This is a genomic window from Neisseria sp. P0008.S010 (assembly GCF_051962715.1).
In the GTDB taxonomy this organism is placed as follows: Bacteria; Pseudomonadota; Gammaproteobacteria; order Burkholderiales; family Neisseriaceae; genus Neisseria; species Neisseria elongata.
In genome coordinates this window covers 1-17,779 of sequence record NZ_JBQCVA010000045.1, presented here as the reverse complement: position 1 = coordinate 17,779, position 17,779 = coordinate 1, and the positions used below count along the sequence as shown (strand labels likewise).

General features: G+C 54.1%; 20 protein-coding genes and 2 pseudogenes. 8 read left to right on the top strand and 14 right to left on the bottom strand.

Going from position 1 to position 17,779, the window contains the following annotated elements; all coding sequences use genetic code 11:
- Window positions 1-259 precede the first annotated feature (259 nt).
- The 6 genes from ACTHSL_RS10245 to guaA form a co-directional block, all read right to left on the bottom strand.
- Window positions 260-601 carry a hypothetical protein gene (locus ACTHSL_RS10245; protein WP_440381322.1) on the bottom strand — a complete coding sequence of 114 codons (342 nt, stop codon included), beginning with the start codon at window positions 599-601 and terminating at the stop codon, window positions 260-262.
- Between the two features lie 10 nt (window positions 602-611).
- On the bottom strand, window positions 612-1,058 hold the full coding sequence (locus tag ACTHSL_RS10240; protein WP_440381321.1) for a GatB/YqeY domain-containing protein: 447 nt from the start codon (window positions 1,056-1,058) through the stop codon (window positions 612-614).
- 97 nt (window positions 1,059-1,155) lie between these two features.
- Window positions 1,156-1,368: a 30S ribosomal protein S21 gene (gene rpsU / locus ACTHSL_RS10235; protein WP_003770158.1), complete on the bottom strand. Its 213-nt coding sequence runs from the start codon at window positions 1,366-1,368 to the stop codon at window positions 1,156-1,158.
- Window positions 1,369-1,624: 256 nt separating this feature from the next.
- On the bottom strand, window positions 1,625-2,296 hold the full coding sequence (locus ACTHSL_RS10230) for a DUF6348 family protein (protein WP_440381320.1): 672 nt from the start codon (window positions 2,294-2,296) through the stop codon (window positions 1,625-1,627).
- Between the two features lie 9 nt (window positions 2,297-2,305).
- Window positions 2,306-3,811 carry an exopolyphosphatase gene (ppx, locus tag ACTHSL_RS10225; protein ID WP_440381319.1) on the bottom strand — a complete coding sequence of 502 codons (1,506 nt, stop codon included), beginning with the start codon at window positions 3,809-3,811 and terminating at the stop codon, window positions 2,306-2,308.
- Window positions 3,812-3,890: 79 nt separating this feature from the next.
- Window positions 3,891-5,456: a glutamine-hydrolyzing GMP synthase gene (gene guaA / locus ACTHSL_RS10220; RefSeq protein WP_440381318.1), complete on the bottom strand. Its 1,566-nt coding sequence runs from the start codon at window positions 5,454-5,456 to the stop codon at window positions 3,891-3,893.
- A gap of 201 nt (window positions 5,457-5,657) precedes the next feature.
- On the opposite strand from guaA, the gene cysG reads away from it, so the two are divergent.
- Window positions 5,658-7,055, top strand: a complete 1,398-nt coding sequence (cysG, locus tag ACTHSL_RS10215; protein WP_440381317.1) for a siroheme synthase CysG — start codon at window positions 5,658-5,660, stop codon at window positions 7,053-7,055.
- A gap of 166 nt (window positions 7,056-7,221) precedes the next feature.
- Here the strand turns inward: cysG and ACTHSL_RS10210 are convergent, their stop codons facing one another.
- The 4 genes and pseudogenes from ACTHSL_RS10210 to ACTHSL_RS10195 form a co-directional block, all read right to left on the bottom strand.
- Window positions 7,222-7,386, bottom strand: coding sequence for a hypothetical protein (locus ACTHSL_RS10210; RefSeq protein ID WP_440381316.1), 165 nt, complete (start codon window positions 7,384-7,386; stop codon window positions 7,222-7,224).
- A 226-nt stretch (window positions 7,387-7,612) separates the two neighbouring features.
- Entirely contained in the window at window positions 7,613-8,269 is a 657-nt protein-coding gene (locus tag ACTHSL_RS10205; protein ID WP_440381315.1) for a hypothetical protein, read from the bottom strand.
- A gap of 79 nt (window positions 8,270-8,348) precedes the next feature.
- Window positions 8,349-9,668 (bottom strand): annotated as a pseudogene (locus ACTHSL_RS10200) (ABC transporter permease/substrate-binding protein); the annotation flags it as partial.
- A gap of 157 nt (window positions 9,669-9,825) precedes the next feature.
- A complete protein-coding gene (locus tag ACTHSL_RS10195) occupies window positions 9,826-10,584 on the bottom strand; it encodes a S24 family peptidase (RefSeq protein ID WP_440381314.1) in 759 nt (252 codons plus the stop codon).
- Window positions 10,585-10,916: 332 nt separating this feature from the next.
- Here ACTHSL_RS10195 and ACTHSL_RS10190 point away from each other — a divergent pair, with 332 nt between their 5' ends.
- From ACTHSL_RS10190 to ACTHSL_RS10165, 6 genes are all read left to right on the top strand, one after another.
- On the top strand, window positions 10,917-11,129 hold the full coding sequence (locus ACTHSL_RS10190; RefSeq protein ID WP_440381313.1) for a hypothetical protein: 213 nt from the start codon (window positions 10,917-10,919) through the stop codon (window positions 11,127-11,129).
- A gap of 20 nt (window positions 11,130-11,149) precedes the next feature.
- Window positions 11,150-11,398, top strand: a complete 249-nt coding sequence (locus ACTHSL_RS10185; RefSeq protein WP_074894028.1) for a helix-turn-helix domain-containing protein — start codon at window positions 11,150-11,152, stop codon at window positions 11,396-11,398.
- A gap of 32 nt (window positions 11,399-11,430) precedes the next feature.
- Entirely contained in the window at window positions 11,431-13,626 is a 2,196-nt protein-coding gene (locus tag ACTHSL_RS10180; protein ID WP_440381312.1) for a hypothetical protein, read from the top strand.
- A 14-nt stretch (window positions 13,627-13,640) separates the two neighbouring features.
- On the top strand, window positions 13,641-13,871 hold the full coding sequence (locus ACTHSL_RS10175) for a hypothetical protein (protein WP_440381311.1): 231 nt from the start codon (window positions 13,641-13,643) through the stop codon (window positions 13,869-13,871).
- Between the two features lie 189 nt (window positions 13,872-14,060).
- Entirely contained in the window at window positions 14,061-14,276 is a 216-nt protein-coding gene (locus ACTHSL_RS10170) for a zinc finger domain-containing protein (RefSeq protein ID WP_440381310.1), read from the top strand.
- A complete protein-coding gene (locus ACTHSL_RS10165) occupies window positions 14,233-15,060 on the top strand; it encodes a hypothetical protein (RefSeq protein ID WP_440381309.1) in 828 nt (275 codons plus the stop codon). The genes ACTHSL_RS10170 and ACTHSL_RS10165 overlap by 44 nt, the downstream gene beginning before the upstream one ends.
- A gap of 143 nt (window positions 15,061-15,203) precedes the next feature.
- On the opposite strand, the gene ACTHSL_RS10160 is transcribed toward ACTHSL_RS10165, so the two are convergent.
- The 4 genes from ACTHSL_RS10160 to ACTHSL_RS10145 all read right to left on the bottom strand — a co-directional run bounded on the left by ACTHSL_RS10160 (window position 15,204) and on the right by ACTHSL_RS10145 (window position 17,405).
- Window positions 15,204-15,422 (bottom strand): hypothetical protein, encoded by a 219-nt coding sequence (locus ACTHSL_RS10160; protein WP_141742860.1) that lies wholly within the window; start codon window positions 15,420-15,422, stop codon window positions 15,204-15,206.
- Window positions 15,412-15,873 (bottom strand): Aca2/YdiL-like domain-containing protein, encoded by a 462-nt coding sequence (locus ACTHSL_RS10155; RefSeq protein ID WP_440381308.1) that lies wholly within the window; start codon window positions 15,871-15,873, stop codon window positions 15,412-15,414. The genes ACTHSL_RS10160 and ACTHSL_RS10155 overlap by 11 nt, the downstream gene beginning before the upstream one ends.
- 147 nt (window positions 15,874-16,020) lie before the next feature.
- A complete protein-coding gene (locus ACTHSL_RS10150; protein ID WP_440381307.1) occupies window positions 16,021-16,500 on the bottom strand; it encodes a hypothetical protein in 480 nt (159 codons plus the stop codon).
- An 80-nt stretch (window positions 16,501-16,580) separates the two neighbouring features.
- Window positions 16,581-17,405: an ABC transporter ATP-binding protein gene (locus tag ACTHSL_RS10145; RefSeq protein WP_440381306.1), complete on the bottom strand. Its 825-nt coding sequence runs from the start codon at window positions 17,403-17,405 to the stop codon at window positions 16,581-16,583.
- Between the two features lie 178 nt (window positions 17,406-17,583).
- Here ACTHSL_RS10145 and ACTHSL_RS10140 point away from each other — a divergent pair.
- A pseudogene (locus ACTHSL_RS10140) lies at window positions 17,584-17,779 on the top strand (IS5/IS1182 family transposase); the annotation flags it as partial.

Genomic DNA, 17,779 nt, shown 5'->3' with positions numbered 1-17,779 from the left:
AGTGCGCAAAGCCATCTGAAGGCGATGTGTTTAAACCTGTTGAAAGCGGCTAACAGGCTAAGTGTGCCTGTTGCCGCTTAAAAGGCGGCTCGGATGCCTGATTATGGGGTATCAGGGGAGAATTAAGGGGGTATTTGGGTAAAATCAGGAGGTATTGGGGGAGGCGAAAACAGCCGAAAATCTTTGTTTAGGTTCCGGCTGTCAGCGAAAAGGTGAAGAGAGGTATTTTGCAAAGGTCTCGGCCTGTTTCTTATTTTAGCTAGTATTGCGGCGGGTTTTTCTGCGTTTTATACGGCACCAGGCTGCTGCGGGAGAGCAACAGCAGGCAGCCGAATATCATCATGCCCAAGGCAATCAGCGGCGACAGCTCAATCCAATAAGTGTTTCGCAAATATATCGCGGCTCCGACATACACCAGCAGGGGGCCGGCAACGACCGATTGCTTATTGATGCCGTCCATCAGGAGCACCAGCACGCCGACCGTGGCGAAAGCGGCGGCAATTAAGGTGAAGGTGGCGGGCAGGATGTCGGTACTTTTCAGAAACCAGGCCGCGCCGACGGTAATCAGCAGCAGCGGGAAAAAAAGCGAAGATTGGCGCATGGCTGTCTGCCTAGCGGCTCAAGGCGGCCTTCACCGCCTGATTGACCACGCCCATGTCGGCTTTGCCTGCCAGCCTGATTTTCAGCGCGCCCATCACTTTGCCCATATCTGCCATGCCCGATACGCCGGTTTCCGACAGCACGGCGGCGACTTCGGCGGCTATTTCTTCTTCGGACAGCATTTCCGGCAGATAGCGGTTCAATACTTCGATTTCGGCATTTTCTTTGTCCGCCAAATCCTGCCTGCCCGCATCAGCATAGATTTTGGCCGAGTCTTTGCGCTGTTTGATCATTTTGCCGAGTATTGCGGTAACGCGCGCATCGTCTGCTTCCGTGCGTTCGTCCACTTCAAACTGTTTGATGGCGGCATTGATTAAGCGGATTGTGCCGAGTGCCGTCTGATCTTTGGCTCGCATTGCGGCCTTCATGTCTTCGGTCAGTTTGGCTTTCAAAGTCATTTTGGTTTCCTTGTTCGAATCGGAAAGCGGGCATTATAAAACAAAAAACACCGCAAACGGATGCGGTGTTTTTTTGAAAACGGATAAGCGTTTCGGCTTAGTACATTTTCGGCGGCAGTTGTTGGCTGCGCAGGCGTTTTTGCAGGCGTTTGGCAGCAGCCGCTTTTTTGCGTTTGCGCTCGGTAGTCGGTTTTTCGTAGGCTTCGCGCGCGCGCAGTTCGGTCAGCAGGCCGGTTTTTTCGATGGCGCGTTTGAAACGGCGCATGGCAACTTCAAAAGGTTCGTTTTCTTTTACACGGATAGTAGGCATTTTATTTCCTTCAAATTTCGGATATTTCGTTAATAGTGGGGCCGTCTGAAAAAAGGGACGGCGTAAATCTGTTGTTATGCCGCTGTCTGCAAAGGGCAGGGCGGGGCATGCGCCGTGATGAAAACATCACCTCCTAACAAGGCCGTGCCGGCAGGGCGCGGCGGAAAATTCGGTTTGGCCGGACAATCCGGCGCGAAAGGCGCGGATTATGCGGTATTTTCGCTATGCAGTCAATGGTTTTCCCGCAAAAGGTTTTTCAGACGGCCTTTTCCGGAATCAGGATGAAGAACAGGCGCAGGCTGTAGAAGGCCTCGCGTTTCGGCCAGTCCAAACGGGCGAGTGCCTGTTCAGCAAAGGGCAGGTTTTGGTTGTCGAGCATGAATTCCACACTTTCGGCTTCGCCGTTGATTTGGCAGTAGTAAAAGCGGACGAAGTGGATGGCGTTGCCGATTCGGGTGCGTTTCAGTGCTTCTTTAACCGCACCGATGAGCGGTTCGGTTGGGCATTGCGGTTTGCCGCCGGTAAATTTGAGCGTGGGTCTGCCGATATAGGCGGCAAACGGCAGGCCGTCAAGCGTCCAGGTTTCTGCGCCGCCGGTTTGATTGAAGGCGTCGAGCATGAGGTTTAGCGCGCTTTTTTCAAAGTTGTCCCAATTCGCGCTGAGGGCTTTTTCGATGCTGCCGCCGATGTCGCCATAGGCTTCGTAGAGCAGGCGGCCGTCGGGCAGGCGGGTTTCCACGTCGAGGCGGGTAACGGTGCTGCCGTTGTTGCGGCTGTTGATGTAGGCCAGTGTATCGAAGGCAACGGGTATTTTGAATGCGGGCAGCAGTTTGCCTTCTTCTTCGCGGACGGTGTAGCCTCGGGAGAGCAGGGCGGCATGCAGGATTTGGTTGAGGGTGTAGTCGCAGTTTTCTTCGTTATCGGACATTTTGTTCTTTCAGACGGCCTGGATGTCGAAACGGATGTTGATTTTCGCCCATTGCTCATGTTCTTCCGCCAATGCGCCTGCGGTCAGCGGGTTTTCTTCCAGCCATTTTCCGCTGATGCGCAATATGAAGGAGGATGGGGCGGGGCTGCGCAGTTGGGTGAACTGCGGCAGGGTCAGCGGCAGGCGGGCGCGGTTGAACAGAACGGACAATCTCAGGGCGAAGAGTGCGTACCACATCATGGTGTTGCCGCCCGCCTGTTCCACTACTTTGCGCACGTCGCCGCGCTGGCCGAGGGTGAGGACGGAGAGGATTTGCTGTTCGCGGCGGGAAAAGCCCGGCATGTCGGCCTGGTCGAGGATGTAGGCGGTGTGTTTGTGGTAGGCGGTGTAGGCGATGTCGATGCCGATTTCGTGCAGTTTGGCCGCCCAGCGGAGATATTGCCGCCAGTGGTTGAGTTCTTGTACTGATGCGTTTTGGGCAAGGCTTTCGAGCAGGATGGAGGCGGTATGCGCCACGCGGTCGGCCTGGCTGAGGGAAACGTGGTAGCGTTGCTGGAACTGCGTAACGGTTTGTTCGCGCATGTCTTCGTTCAGGCTGCGGCCGATGAAGTCGTAGAACACGCCGTCGCGCAGGGCGGCATCGGTTACGGTCATGGTTTGCACGCCCAATTCTTCAAACACGGCCAGCATCACAGCCAAACCGCCGACGAATACTTCCAGCCTGTCTGCCTTCAATCCGGCAAATTTGGCCTTTTTCACGCTGCCGGCTTCGCAGATGCGCTGCATCAGTTTTTTCATGCCGGGGTAGCTGATGGTTTCTTCGGTGTTGCCGGTTTCGGCCGCCAATACGTCGCGGATGGATTTTGCCGAGCCGGAAGTACCGACGGCGAAATCCCAGCCGGTATCCTTATATGCTTTGGCGATGCGCTGTATTTCGGTGCGGGCGGCGGTGATGGCCGTCTGAAAGACTTTTTCGTCGATTTTGTTTTGGAAAAAACGCATGCTGTAGGTTACGCAGCCCAACGGCAGGCTTTCGGTACGCATGGGCTGGATGTCGCTGCCGATGACGAATTCCGTCGAACCGCCGCCGATGTCCACCACCAGCATTTTGTCGCCGTTCGGCGGCAGGGTATGCACCACGCCGGTGTAAATCAGGCGGGCCTCTTCGCGTCCGGCGATGATTTCGATGGGGAAGCCCAATGCGGCTTCGGCCTGCGGGATGAATTCGGCAATGTTTTTTGCCACGCGGAAGGTGTTGGTGGCGACGGCGCGCACTTGTTCTGCGGAAAAGCCGCGCAGGCGTTCGCCGAATTTGGACAGGCAGGAGAGGGCGCGCTGGCGCGAGGCTTCGTCGAGATATTTTTTATCGTCCAATCCGGCGGCAAAGCGCACCATTTCTTTAATCGAATCGACGACTTGTAACTGGCCGTTGTTGTTTTGGCAGATTTGCAGGCGGAAGCTGTTGGAGCCTAAATCGACGGAGGCAAGCATCTGCGGGGCATTTGGAGTATTCATAATAATCGGGGCGGGTAGGGCGGTTGGGCATGCAGGCCGTCTGAAAAATGGGGTTTCAGACGGCCTGTTGCGGTTCGGCTTATTCCCACTCAATCGTGGCGGGCGGTTTGCCGCTTACATCGTAAACCACGCGGTTGATACCTTTGACTTCGTTGATGATGCGGTTGGACACGCGGCCGAGCAGTGAGTACGGCAGTTCTGCCCAGTGTGCGGTCATGAAGTCGCTGGTGATGACTGCGCGCAGTGCGACGACGTAATCGTAAGTGCGCCCGTCGCCCATTACGCCGACGGATTTGACGGGCAGGAACACGGCGAAGGCTTGGCTGGTCAAATCGTACCAAGACGTGCCGTTTTCGTCGGTAGTGTTGCGCAATTCTTGGATGAAAATGTCGTCTGCCTGACGCAGCAAATCGGCGTATTCTTTTTTCACTTCGCCCAAGATGCGTACGCCCAAACCGGGGCCTGGGAACGGATGACGGTACACCATTTCGCGCGGCAAGCCCAAAGCGACGCCCAGTTCGCGCACTTCGTCTTTGAACAAGTCGCGCAAAGGCTCAAGCAGCTTGAGCTTCATGTTTTCAGGCAGGCCGCCGACGTTGTGGTGCGATTTGATGGCGTGGGCTTTTTTGGTTTTTGCACCTGCGGATTCGATTACGTCGGGGTAAATCGTACCTTGCGCCAGCCATTTGGCGTTGGTGAGTTTTTTCTCTTCGGCATCAAATACTTCGATAAATTCCGCGCCGATGATTTTGCGTTTTTTCTCAGGGTCGTTAACGCCGGCGAGTTTCGCCATGAATTGCTCTTCGGCATCGACGTGAATCACTTTCACACCCAAGTTGCGGGCGAACATATCCATCACCATTTTGCCTTCGTTCAGGCGCAAGAGACCATGATCAACGAACACGCAAGTCAGTTGATCGCCGATGGCGCGGTGAATCAGCGCGGCCGCTACGGAAGAGTCCACGCCGCCGGACAAACCTAAAATCACTTCGTCGCTGCCGACCTGTTCGCGGATTTTGGCAACAGCTTCTTCGATGTAGTTCGGCATCGTCCAGCTCGGTTGCGCACCGCAGATGTCCAAGACAAAGCGGTTCAACAGGGCGCGGCCTTGTTTGGTGTGGGTCACTTCGGGGTGGAATTGGATGCCGTAGAATTGTTTTTCGACGTTTTCCATCATGGCAATCGGGCATGACGGGGTATCGCCGATGACGGCAAAGCCGTTGGGCAGTTTGGATACTTTGTCGCCGTGGCTCATCCATACGTCCAGCGTATTCGGCGCGTCGTCGTAAATATCGCGGGTCAGTTCGCTATCGATGGTTTTGACTTGCGCGTAACCGAATTCGCGCTGGTTGCCGGGCTGCACCTCGCCGCCCAAGTGGTGCGCCATAAACTGCATTCCGTAACAGATGCCCAAAACCGGAATACCCAAATCGAAGATGCCGGTATCGGCTTGATAGTCGGATTCGTAAACGGAATTAGGGCCGCCGGAAAGGATGATGCCTTTCGGATTGAAGGCTTTGATTTCGTCCAAAGGCATGTCGAAAGAATGCAGCTCGCAATAAACATGGGCTTCACGCACGCGGCGGGCAATCAGCTGGGTAACTTGCGAACCGAAGTCGAGGATGAGGATTTTGTCTTGGGTCATAATCGGAGAAAAGGTTAAAGTCAGTCGGAATCGGAAACTTGCGGATTTTAACACAAGGCCGTCTGAAATGTTGCCGCACGGTTTTCAGACGGCCTCAAAACGCCATGTGCCGCTTTCGTTATAAGGAAAGACAAACACGGTATTTCTACCTTTTCAGACGGCCTCTTAAAATGGAACGACCATTGATAAGGACATACGGACATGAATTACTTCCCCATGTTTGCCGACCTTCGCGGCCGGCCTGTTTTGGTTGTAGGCGGCGGAACGGTAGCCGAGCGCAAAATCCAATCGCTGCTGGATGCCGGGGCAACAGTCTTGCTGGCAGCGCGGGAACTGACCGAAAACCTGCAAACATGGGCAGAAGAAGGCAGGATTTGCCGCATTGCCGAAAGTTTTTCAGACGGCCTCATCAGACAGGCAGTGCTGGTCATCGCCGCCACCGACGATGAAGAATTAAACCGACGGGTGGCCGATGCGGCAGAACGCGGCAACAAATTGGTCAATGTAGTGGACAGGCAGGAATTGTGCAGCTTCATCGTGCCTGCGGTGATTGACCGCTCGCCCGTCCAAATCGCCGTATCCAGCGGCGGCACATCGCCCGTGCTGGCACGTCGGCTCCGCCTTCAAATCGAACAACTGGTGCCGCAGCATATCGGCTTGATGGCGCAAATTGCCGGCGAAAACCGCGAATCTGTCAAACGGCAATTCGGCAGCCTCCCCGAACGCCGCCAGTTTTGGGAACAGCTTTTCGCCGGACGTTTTCAAGATTACTGCACCCAAAACAACCGTCCGCAGGCCGATTTGCAGTTAAAGGCCGAGCTGGCCGCCAAACAGACGCAGCAAGGCTTTGTTACCTTGGTCGGCGCGGGGCCGGGCGATGCCGGATTGCTTACCATCCATGCTTTTCAGGCCATACAGGCGGCCGACGTAGTGCTATATGATGCCTTGGTCAGCACGGATATTCTCCGCCTGATTCGGAAAGATGCGGAGAAAATCAACGTCGGCAAACGGGCGGGCGGCCATAAAGTACGGCAGGAAGAGACCAATGCCTTATTGCTCGAATATGCCCAAAAAGGCTGCCGTGTGGTACGTCTGAAAGGCGGAGACCCGTTTGTATTCGGCAGAGGTGGCGAAGAATTACAGATACTGGCCGAGGCAGGCATCCCGTTCAAAATCATTCCCGGCATCACTGCGGCCGTCGGCGCGGCGGCTTACGCGGGCATCCCGCTGACGCATCGCGATTACGCGCAATCCGTACAATTCATCACCGGGCAATGCAAGGCCGACGGCAGCGATGTAGATTGGGCGAGCTTTGCCCGCAGCAACCAGACTTTGGCGGTCTATATGGGAACCATCAAAGCGGAAAATATCGCCGCACGGCTAATCCGCCACGGCCGTGCCGCCGATACGCCTTGCGCCGTCATCAGTAACGGAACGCGGCAAAATCAAACCGTGGCAACAGGCGTACTGTCCGATTTGCAGTGCTTAACGGCAAATGCCGCCACACCTGCATTGATTGTTATTGGCGAAGTGGCGGCATTACATCATCGTTTGGCTTGGTTTCAAAGTGAAAACACTGCGGTTGCCAAGGCTGCGTGAAGCTGAAACTTAATTACGCATAACTTATATTATGTTAATTTATATACCGTGATATTCTAATAAACAGCTTTATTCTAAGATTCTTGATTCTCCGCTCAGTTTGCTCCTTCCCTATCAACCTATAATATTATTACGGCCTCTGTATATCAAACAAACTCACTACGCTTTAGTCGTTTGCCTTTCCTTCGGTAAATATCCTTTCAACCACTTCGACAAAGCGGCGCGGCTCACGTTCCAACAACTGCGGCAAGTCGTCTGAAACGGCGGCAAGTTTGCCTTTGGCAGGCGTGTCAAGGTACGCAGCTTTGCGGCTGGCGAAGGCTTCTTCCACGGTTACATTGTGGTAGCGGTATGGCGCGTTCCGGTGATGGTGAGGCTCATGGTGGGTTTTCTTTGTGTTATGGTTCGGACAGCCTGAAAAAGGTTCTTTGTTTCAGGTGCAGGCTGCTTTTTATAATTAAATTCAATCTGGTACAGCGTTGCCGATGCCCTTTAAGCAATGATATTCCCATCAGCTCAAAAAGCAGCCTACACCCGGTTGCGGCCGGGTTAGGCGCTTATCGCGACGGCTTGAGTCCACCGGTGAAGAGGATGGCGGGAACCAATATCGGGCTTAACAGCAACATGCCGACTGAGCTGCCATCCAGCGGTTTGACCGAACGCTGCGTGCGGCCCTCTTCACGAATCTCCAGAGTGATGGGGGTTGCCAGCCGGTTTTGTGCCAGCAGCGCTTCGCGGTTTTGCAGTTTGACCTGCTGCCAGTTGGTGTCCGCCGCAACAAATACGTAGATAGATTTACCGTCGTCCGTTTTAGATACACGAAACTCTTGACCAAGCTCGGCAGTAATGCCTCGGGTTCTCAGTTGCATCTCAAATGCTTGCAGGTTTTTCTCACGACTCTCGCTGTACGGGTAAAGGATATCCAGTCCGACGTAGTATTTGCCGGAGGGGTTACCCATAGAGAGCCGGTAGCGGACGGCATCATTGAAAATACCCGCCTGTTGCGCCGCTTGGAAAATAGGCGGCAGGGCGATGCTGTATTCGTTTTTGTTGGTGATGATGTACATCTGCGGTTTGGTGCTGCTGCTAGTGCCCGCCTTCTCACCGTAAAAACCCAATATGCGCTCTTGGCGGAACAGGGTTGGCGTGTAGGTGTACGTCGTGCACGCGCCCAGCAGCAGTGCGGCAATGATGGGAAGGAGGTATTGTTTCATGGTATATCCTTTAAGGGTGGTTGATGAAGGGTTTTGGTGTGCAGGCTGCTTTTTGGGTTTCAGGTAGCTTACTGCCATTTCACTTTCCTAACCACCCATTCTTCTCCAAATAATCCCGCGCCACGTGTTCCGCGCTTTCGCCTTTCACTTTCACGCGGTAGTTCATTTCGCTCATTTCCGCTTCGCTGATTTTGCCTGCCAAGCGGTTCAGCGCGGCCACGATTTGCGGATTTTTTGCGGCAAATCCGGCTTTCATCAGCGGTGCGCCTTGATAGGCGGGGAACAGGGAAATGTCGTCTTTCAGCAGGCGCAGCTGGTATTGCTTCAATTCGGCATCGGTGGAGAAGGCTTCCACCAAGTCGATTTTGTCATTCAGCAGCGCCGTATAGCGCAGGGCGGGCTCTAGGCGGACGATATGTTTTAACGTGATACCGGCAGCCTGCATGCCTTTGTAGCCGTCTGCCCGGTCGGTAAACTCCAGTGAGAAACCTGCTCGGATATCGGGCGCAACCTGCTTTAAGTCGCTGATTGTCTTCAGTTGGCGCGCCGCGCCGTAGCTTTCTTTGACTGCCAACGCATAAGTGTTCTGATAAGACATCGGCGGTAGAAATTCCAGCCGATATTGTTCTGCCAATAATTGTTTGCCCAGTTGATAGGTTTCGTCGGGCGACAGGCGGCGGTTTTTCTGTTCGGGCGGCACTTGCACCAAGGTTTCCAGCACCGTGCCGGTAAATTCGGGGTAAATGTCGATTTCGCCGCTATTCAGCGCGTTGAACAGGAAGGTGGTTTTGCCGAAATTGGGTTTGAGTGTGATTTTGATATTCGGGTTTTCACGTTCAATCAATAATTTATACATGTTAATCAGAATATCAGGCTCGCTGCCCATTTTGCCGGCAATCACCACATTTTGCGTGGCAGGTGTAAATGAAATTTGCGACAGACCGAGTGCGCCGAAGCCTACCGCCAATGCAAGAATAATCGGCAACTTGCGTCGCGATTTTTGCAACAGCCCGATCATGCCGCTGACGCCGACAGCTAGTAACGCGGAGAGCAATGCGCCTGTAAACGTCATCGTCATGTTGTTGCGGTCGATGCCGAGCAGAATCAGGTTGCCCAAGCCGCCGGCGCCGATTAACGCCGCCAGCGTTGCCGTGCCGACAATCAGCACCGCCGCCGTGCGGATGCCAGAAATCATGGCAGGCAGCGCCATCGGCAGCTCAATCCGCCATAGCGACTGCCAACGCGATAGGCCGAATGCGGTGTACGCATCTTGAATCGATTGGTCGATTTGGGTCAGCCCCAAATAGGTATTTTGAAAAATCGGCAGCAGCGCGTATAGCGTGAGCGCAATCAAGACGGGCGGCGAACCGATACCGACAAACGGAATCAGCAAACCCAGCTGTGGGGTGGTGTTAGTTTTGTCATAGTGGGGAATACGAAAAAAAAGGGTGGAATTTTAATAAAAACAGAAAAATAGAAGAAAAGCCGGCAAAATTTGAAAATGCAAAAAATCGCGCAAAACTTGTCAAAGTTCTGACAGTAAACAAACAAAACCATCACGGCGCGATACCGCAGTCCCAGAGGTATTTTCCGAGAATTTGGAACTCGTCAGGGTTATCGGCGGTTAGGGTTAGTTGGATTGTGGGGTAGATGGATTTGTTTGGGTTATCGCTGATAATGTTTAGGGTATCGGCGGTCAGGCGTTGCAGACGCTTGACACGCAGTTCGTCGTGTTGGCGGAATAAATAGATGCCTTCGCGGGTGTATTGGGCAACGGATTGCCACATGACGGTGCCTTGGTCTATAAGGGTGGGAAACATGCTGTCGCCATCGATACGGGTACAGAAGCAGTCAGCAGGCGTCAGTCTCAGGTGTTGGAAAAATGAGGTGCGAAACCACATTGCTTCAGGATCGGTATCCCACGGTATTGCCCCCGCCCCCGCGCTAGCGAAGACTTCTTTGTAGTATCGAACGGGCACGATTTTACTGGTGTCCTGACGGGATGCCCATTCCATATACGGAAAAATGTCTGGCGGTAAGGCCGTTTGTTCTAGTTGGGTTTCTTCCCGAACGCCGCTTTCTGCTCCGTCTATCAGGTGCAATAATCCTTTTTTTTCTAACTCTTCAATAACATAGGTTGGAAGTTGAAAAATGGTCTTCTTCCCCCCTGGTCCTCCTCTTCCATCTACTTTTTCAAATGGCCATTCCTCTCTTTTAGCTTTTGTAGATATTCCTCTTTCTGTTTTGGGCAGGGTTTTCAAATCTGCAGATTTGGCTAGAACCTCTAAATCTGATGCACTGAACCACGCATTCATAGTTCCGAACTTTCCTAAAAAGTACCGAAAAATATAGAAAAATAAATTTCAATATAAATCAATTTGTTAAATAGAAGTACCGAAAAAAGTGCCGAAATAAGAGTTGCGAAATATATTTCTATACTCTATGATTTTAAAAACAGCGAAACGACAGCTTTAAAGCAGTATAGCCGATTTTGCGATGCTCTTTAACAATTTGGAAAAAAGCCGAAAAAAGACGGGTATTCGACCCGTCAGGAAGGAGACTGTTTAACAGGCCGTCTGAAAATGATTCGGACGGCCGATTAAGCAGTTTTATTGAAATATTCAACAAATGCGAAAGGACTTAAAAAATGAAACATGTTGCAAATGTTATGAGAATGAATGATTGGAATACAAATCAGGAAAGCACGGTAGGGCGAATCTTTGCCCAAGGGCGTGGAAAAGCCAAAAAGCACCTGATTGTATGGCTGAACGGAAAAAAAGAAGTGTTTGGCGGTAACTATTACGACGCATGCACTGCCGGACTGAGTGCCGATACGTGGAATTTCATCCGCCCCGTCTAATATTTAACAGGAGGTTGTTTATGCACCCGGAACTGATTAGGGCTGAAATCAAGATGAAGGGGCTGTCGCTTGCCGATGTGGCTGCGATGGCGGGTGTCGGCGAAAGCACGGTGCGTCAGGCTTTAAGGAAGCCTTCGACTGCGGGCGAGGTGGCAATTGCCGAGGTTTTGGGCAAGCCGCTGCACAAATTGTGGCCGGAGCGGTGGACAAAAGACGGGCGGCGCATCCGCCCGCGCTACGCACACTTATATAAAGAGGCAGCGGCATGAAAACGCATTATTCTATTTCTGAACTTTATAAAATGAGTTTGGAAATTCTACCAAGTACCGAACGCGGCATTCAAATAAGGGTTCAGAAAGAATCCTGGCCTTTCATCGAAGTCGCTGGTAAGGGCGGCAAAAACGGCAAACGCCGTGAATATGCCCCGCCGCCCGATGTGATGAAACAGATTCAGGCGCGGAAGCTGGAGGAGGCCTTGGGCGGACTGGAAGATTTACCCTCGCCCACGGAGATGGAAGGCAAACCCGCCGTCAGGAATGAAGAAACCCCACTCGTCCTGCCTGAAACGGTGTGTATTGTCGATGGTTCGACCGAGCAACAGCGTTTATGCGAATCATCGCGCCGCGGTGTACTGGCGGCGGTTGAGCGGGTAATGGCCGAAGCGGGCGTATCGAAGGAGGCGGCGATTACTACTGTTTTGACTCAGGCGAAGATGCCGGGCTTCGAGCATATTGCGAAGCTGTTTTCCCTTGCGGCGGATGGGCGAGGCGGCGGAAAAGGGCAGGCGCAGGGGCGTGTTGACTACATGCGCGGCGCGGCGGTGGTAACGGGCGGGCTGGAAGCCGCCCCCGTAACCGTGTCCTATCAGGCCTATACCGGCAAAGAGGTGGCGGCGGTAATAAACGATACCGGCGCGGCCGCGCTGGACACACGCATCGGCAAAACCGCGCCCGGCAGCCTGCATCACGGCGGCAACGGCGGATACTGCCGCCCTGTACCTCGGCCGCACGTTAAACCATACCCCTTCCGTCCATCGCGCAGGCTGCACCCGCGCCGCAAGCAAGGATGCCCCGCCGCTGCGATACTGCGGCCGAAGCACGACCGCTGCCGCCGCCTCGCGCTACCGCTGTATATCTGCCGCCCAAACCGCCGCAGGCCGTCTGAAAACCTGTATCCGTCCCCGCCACGGTGCAACGGACGGCGCGGGCATATGCCGCACCGGGCGCGCGCTCCCGCCGCAGGCATCCACACCTGCCGCCGCGCCGAAAATGGGGCGGCCAAAATCCCGCCGTGCGAATACTACCCGCTGCCGATACCCGAACCGCAGCCCGACGGCCTCAAAACCTACATCTGTGAACCGCGCCCGAAAGCCGACCGCATGCACCTGCGCTTCAGGCGCAAGAAACTCGGCCACGACCCCGGCCGCATCCCCCTTGCGTTCGCCTGCCATACCGTGCAGGGCGTGCCCGTCAGAAAGGCCTACATCATGCTCAACCGCGTTACCGCAAGCTTCGACAACGGCAAACCGCTGGACATCCTCGCCGCATCCTTTGCCGCCGACACCGGCGGCTACTGCTGGCAATGCTCCGTCACCCTGCCGCCCGACTCTTTCGCCCGCCTGAATATGGACGGGCGCGATAAGGGAAAGGAGGCCGTCATCACCGTGGAAGCCGCCGGCCATACCTTTGCCTTTATTGCCGAAGAATACGGCGACACCCGCCGCTTCGGGCAAAAAGACTACACCGTTTCAGGCCGCAGCCTGACCGCCTACCTCGGCGCGGATTACGGCAAACCGGGCAGCGGCACTTATCAAAACGCCGTCTATGCCCGACAAATCGCCGACGCACAGCTTGAGTTTAGCGGCTTTAAAGTCATCGGTTGGCACATCTCCGACTGGCTGGTGGCGGGCGGCAGCTACGCCGTGACCGGCAAAACACCGATGGCCGTTTTACAGGAGCTGGCCAAAGCGGCGGGCGGTTTCATCGAAAGCGACCCGCACCTGCCCGTCGTCCGCATCAAATCGCGCTGGCCGAAGGCCGCCTGGCAGATTGCCGAAGCTGCACCCGACGCCACCGTGCCGTCGTCCGTCATCCTGCAAATCAACGGGCGGCGTACCGTTTCCGAACGCTGCAACGGCGTATTCGTCTGGGCGGAGCACGCCAAAGGCCGCGCCGGCGACGTATACCGGCAGGGCAGCAGCCGGGAACCGCGCGCCGCCGCCCTGACCGATACCCTCTACACCGATACCGACGTTTTAACAGCAGCCGGCATGGCGGCCTTGAGCGATACCGGCATCCACAAAACCGAAACCGTGCTGATGCCCGTATCGGAAAAATACGGCATCCCCTTTGCGCAACTCGGCCAAATCTGGCAGATACAGGAACCGGAAGGCCACTGGCAGGGCGTGATTACCGGCATCACGCTGACCGTCGAAACCGAAAACGGCGCGCCGAAAATCACACAAAGCGCGGTTATCGACCGCTATATGGACAAATAAGGGAAAGATTGAAAATGAACGTCTTGCAAAGGCTGAATGCCGTCTTGGATAGGAAAAGCACGGGGGTGGCGAAAATCACGGGACACCTCGGCGGCAATGCCTGGGCGGCACAAAGCCAAACGGGCGGCAACCTGATACTGACAGGCGAAGCAGAGGCGGGCGGACGGGTGTTTTACGATCAGCACACCAACCGCATCACGGGCCGCGCGCCCGATTTGGCCGTTACCGACCTGCCGCTGGTTTGATGCAGTACGACCGGCCCGAAAAGGCCGTCTGAAAACATACAATAAGAAATATCTCATCTAAAGAGGGACGGCGACACACCGGTGCGGGAACACCGATGCGCCAGCCAAGCGGAAAGCACCCGCATGACTTCGAGGCCGTCTTGCCTGTACAGGCGGCGGCGATTGTAAACCAATCGGAGACCATGCACCATGACTATCTACCGCGAACTGCGCTGCGCAGCCTGCAGCAAATTACTGGCCGTTGGCAGCGGCACCGTGCAAATTAAGTGCCAACGCTGCAAAACAGTAAACCAATTCAGTTCTTTAACAACCCAGAGCACCCAGAGTGCCGAAACTGCGACCACCACGCAGAAAGGCACTTATGTACCGCAAAGCCCCACTACCGTTCACCGGCCAAAAACGTAACTTTTTAAAGCTGTTTAAACAGGTATTAAATGAGCATATCCCCGGCGATGGGGAGGATTGGACAATCTTAGACGCCTTCGGCGGTTCCGGCCTCTTATCGCATACCGCCAAACAATGCAAACCGGCCGCCCGCGTTATTTATAACGATTACGACGGCTACAGCGCACGCCTGCAGCACATTCCCGACATCAACCGCCTGCGCCGCCTGCTTGCCGGTATCTTGGAGCCCGTGCCGCGCAGCAAACTGGTGCCGCCGGCGATTAAGGCCGCCATCGTGGCCGCCATCCGCAGTTTCGGCGGCTATATCGACCTCGACTGCTTGGTTTCATGGTTGCTATTCAGCGGCAACACCGCCGCCTCTTTGGACGAGCTATGCCGCAAAACCATGTACAACTGCATCAGCCTCAGCGACTACCCCGAGGCACAAGACTACCTGCAAGACGTGGAGATAGTCGGCCAATCCTACCGCGAGCTGATACCGCAACATATCGGCAACCCGCGCACGTTATTGGTACTCGACCCGCCCTACGTCTGCACCCAGCAGGGCAACTACCGCAAGGCAGCCTACTTCGGCATGGTCGAGTTCCTGCGACTAATGGCAATGGTGCGGCCGCCATTTGTCTTCTTCTCCAGCACCCGCAGCGAACTACCCGCCTATCTCGACCTCGTAGCCGAACTGCGCCTGCCCGGATGGGAGCGTTTTGCAGGCAGCCAAACCTTGACTGTGAGCAGCACCATCAACCGTAATTCAAGCTACGATGACCACCTGATTTATAAGTTCTGACGGCAAGCGGCATGCGACTCTTAAAGGTATAAGATAATCCCCGTTTAACAGACTATTAAACGGGGATTATTTTAGGTAAAAGATGATGGGTAAGCTAAATTTTGCGCGGGGTTTGTCATAGATTGGCATAGAACATTATAAAATCAAAGTTCTTCCAATTTATCCAGTACAACCTTAAGTTGATTGATTCTGCCAACTTCGCCCGTACCGTCCAGTGCGGCTATAAATCGTTCAATAACCTCACTGTTTCCACCTATGCTGATTTGCTTGTAATTCGGGTTTGACAGGCGTTTCCGCATGGCCGCTTTGGCTGATGCCGCCCGCAACCCCTTACTGTGCTGGGTTGTAGAATTACTCATCATCCAAGTCCTTGGTTTTGACGCCAATGGCGTATGCCCAAACGGCGGCGGCAAGTTGCTGGTGGTAGGCAAGGTCGGGAGATTGCATCTTCCCCCCGTGGTAGGTGATACCCGCCCCACCCTCCGTTTGGCGCGGCATCTCGGCCACGGCACCGAGTGTGTTTTGCAGGTTTTGTTCGATTTTTTCCAGATGTTCCTGCATGTCGGGCGGCAGCTCCTTCTTTCCCGCTTCCCACCTTTTCCAGGTAGTTTCCGATACCCCGTCCGGGTGATCTGGGCGGGCGGCCTTGGTATTGGCGTAGATGGCGGCAAAGTTGGCACCGCTGACGCGGCCTATCAGCTTGGCCCAAATGGTCGGCTCGATAACGCGGTACATATTGATGCCGCTTAGGGCGGCCTGACTGTACGGGCTGGCAACCCGCATTTGGGCAGGATTTACGCCCGCGTAATACATCAGGTCGTAAATCTCATTGTAATCAAAGCCGAATTTGGCGTTTGCAATCCAGACATCCTCAAATGTCCAGTCGTAAATCGGATGGGCGGTGTAAGTGCCGTCCGGATTATGGGTGGTCCATTGCAGGTTGCGGTGTGTGTTTTTATCTTAGTTGATGGCGCGCCAACGGTTTAGGCTTTCCTGCGCACGGATGCCAATTAAGCCTATGGTTTTGCCTTTTCCGCCGCATTCATGGTCGTGATACCAGCGGCCGAATTGTTTGTAAATGTCGGCCTGATGCATACCTTCCTGATAAAAATCAAATTGTTGATTTTCAATGTTAGTAACGCATTCGTAATCCGGCATAGGCCGTACCCATAGTTCTTCCTTCCCCCGTTCCCACGGATACCAGTGGGTTTCGAACATGCTGGCGGACGTGTCCACCGCCATAGGCAGGCACAGCCAATACGGCCGTATCAGGTCGGCATTACCCAGCATGGTGCGGGTAACGTAATCGGTGGTGGCGGTGTATTGTGCCTCAAAGTCTTGGTGCATCACCGCAATCCTGCGGTTGATACCATGCTCACGCATATATTGCAGCACCAGATTCAGCAGCAGGCCGCTGTCTTTGCCACCACTGAAGGACACATATATATTGTCAAATTCATTAGACAGTACAGATAGTACGGCAAGGTGAGGCAACGCCGTACTGGTTTAAAGTTAATCCACTATAACACTGCCCTTCTCACAGCTTCCTGTCCCTGTTTATCCAACCGTAAGAATCGGTGGATGATGCGTTCGGCATCGGGTGCGTCGGCGGTGGAAAACAGCGATTGCACGTAATCGTTTGCCGGCTGCTTTTTGATTTCTTCAGGTGTGCCGATTTGTACCAGTTTGCCGTTATGCATTACACCGATACGGCATGCAAGTTTCACCGCTTCCTGCATATCGTGGGTAACAAAAACGATAGTGGTGCCAAATTTTTGGTGAATCATGGCAATTTGGTCTTGCAGCACGGTGCGCACCAGTGGGTCAAGCGCGGAAAACGGTTCGTCCATCAGCAGAACTTGGGGCTTGGCGGCAATGGCGCGCAAAATGCCGATGCGCTGCTGTTCACCGCCGGAAAGTTCGTGCGGATAACGGTCGCGGTAGTGCGCGGGGTCGAGTTCCACCAGTTCCAATAATTCATTCACACGCGTTTTGCGTTCTGCTTTCGGCCACCCCAGTACGTCTGGCATGAGTTCGATGTTTTCCGCTACGGTCATGGTGGGGAACAGGGCGATTTGCTGCAATACGTAACCGATTTGGTGGCGAAGCTGGCGGATGTCGTAATCTTTAATCCGTTTGCCGTGCAGATAAACGTTACCATCGGTCGGTTCAATCAGCGCGTTAATCATGCGTAGCGTGGTCGATTTTCCGCTGCCCGAACCACCCACCAACACGAAAAATTCCCCCTGATAAATGGTCAAATCCAAATCGCGCACAGCATATTTACCGTCATATTGCTTGCCTACGCCACGAAATTCGATAAAGGGAGTTAGGCTATCTTGCATGGGGACATTTCCTGTCGTTGATTAAAATAAAAATATATTGCTGCCAATAAACTGCCAGGTAATTGGTACAGCTGCATGATGACGGCAAGCGATACGATAAGCAACACATCACTTGAGACCTTTGCAAAATCCCCCCAAAATCCCCTAAATTCCCACCAAGACATTTAGGGGATTTTCCATGAGCACCTTCTTCCAGCAAACCGCACAAGCCATGATTGCCAAATACATCGACCGCTTCCCGCTATTAAAGTTGGATCAGGTGATTGATTGGCAACCGATCGAACAGTACCTGAATCGTCAAAGAACCCGTTACCTTCGAGACCACCGCGGCCGTCCCGCCTATCCACTGCTGTCCATGTTCAAAGCCGTCCTGC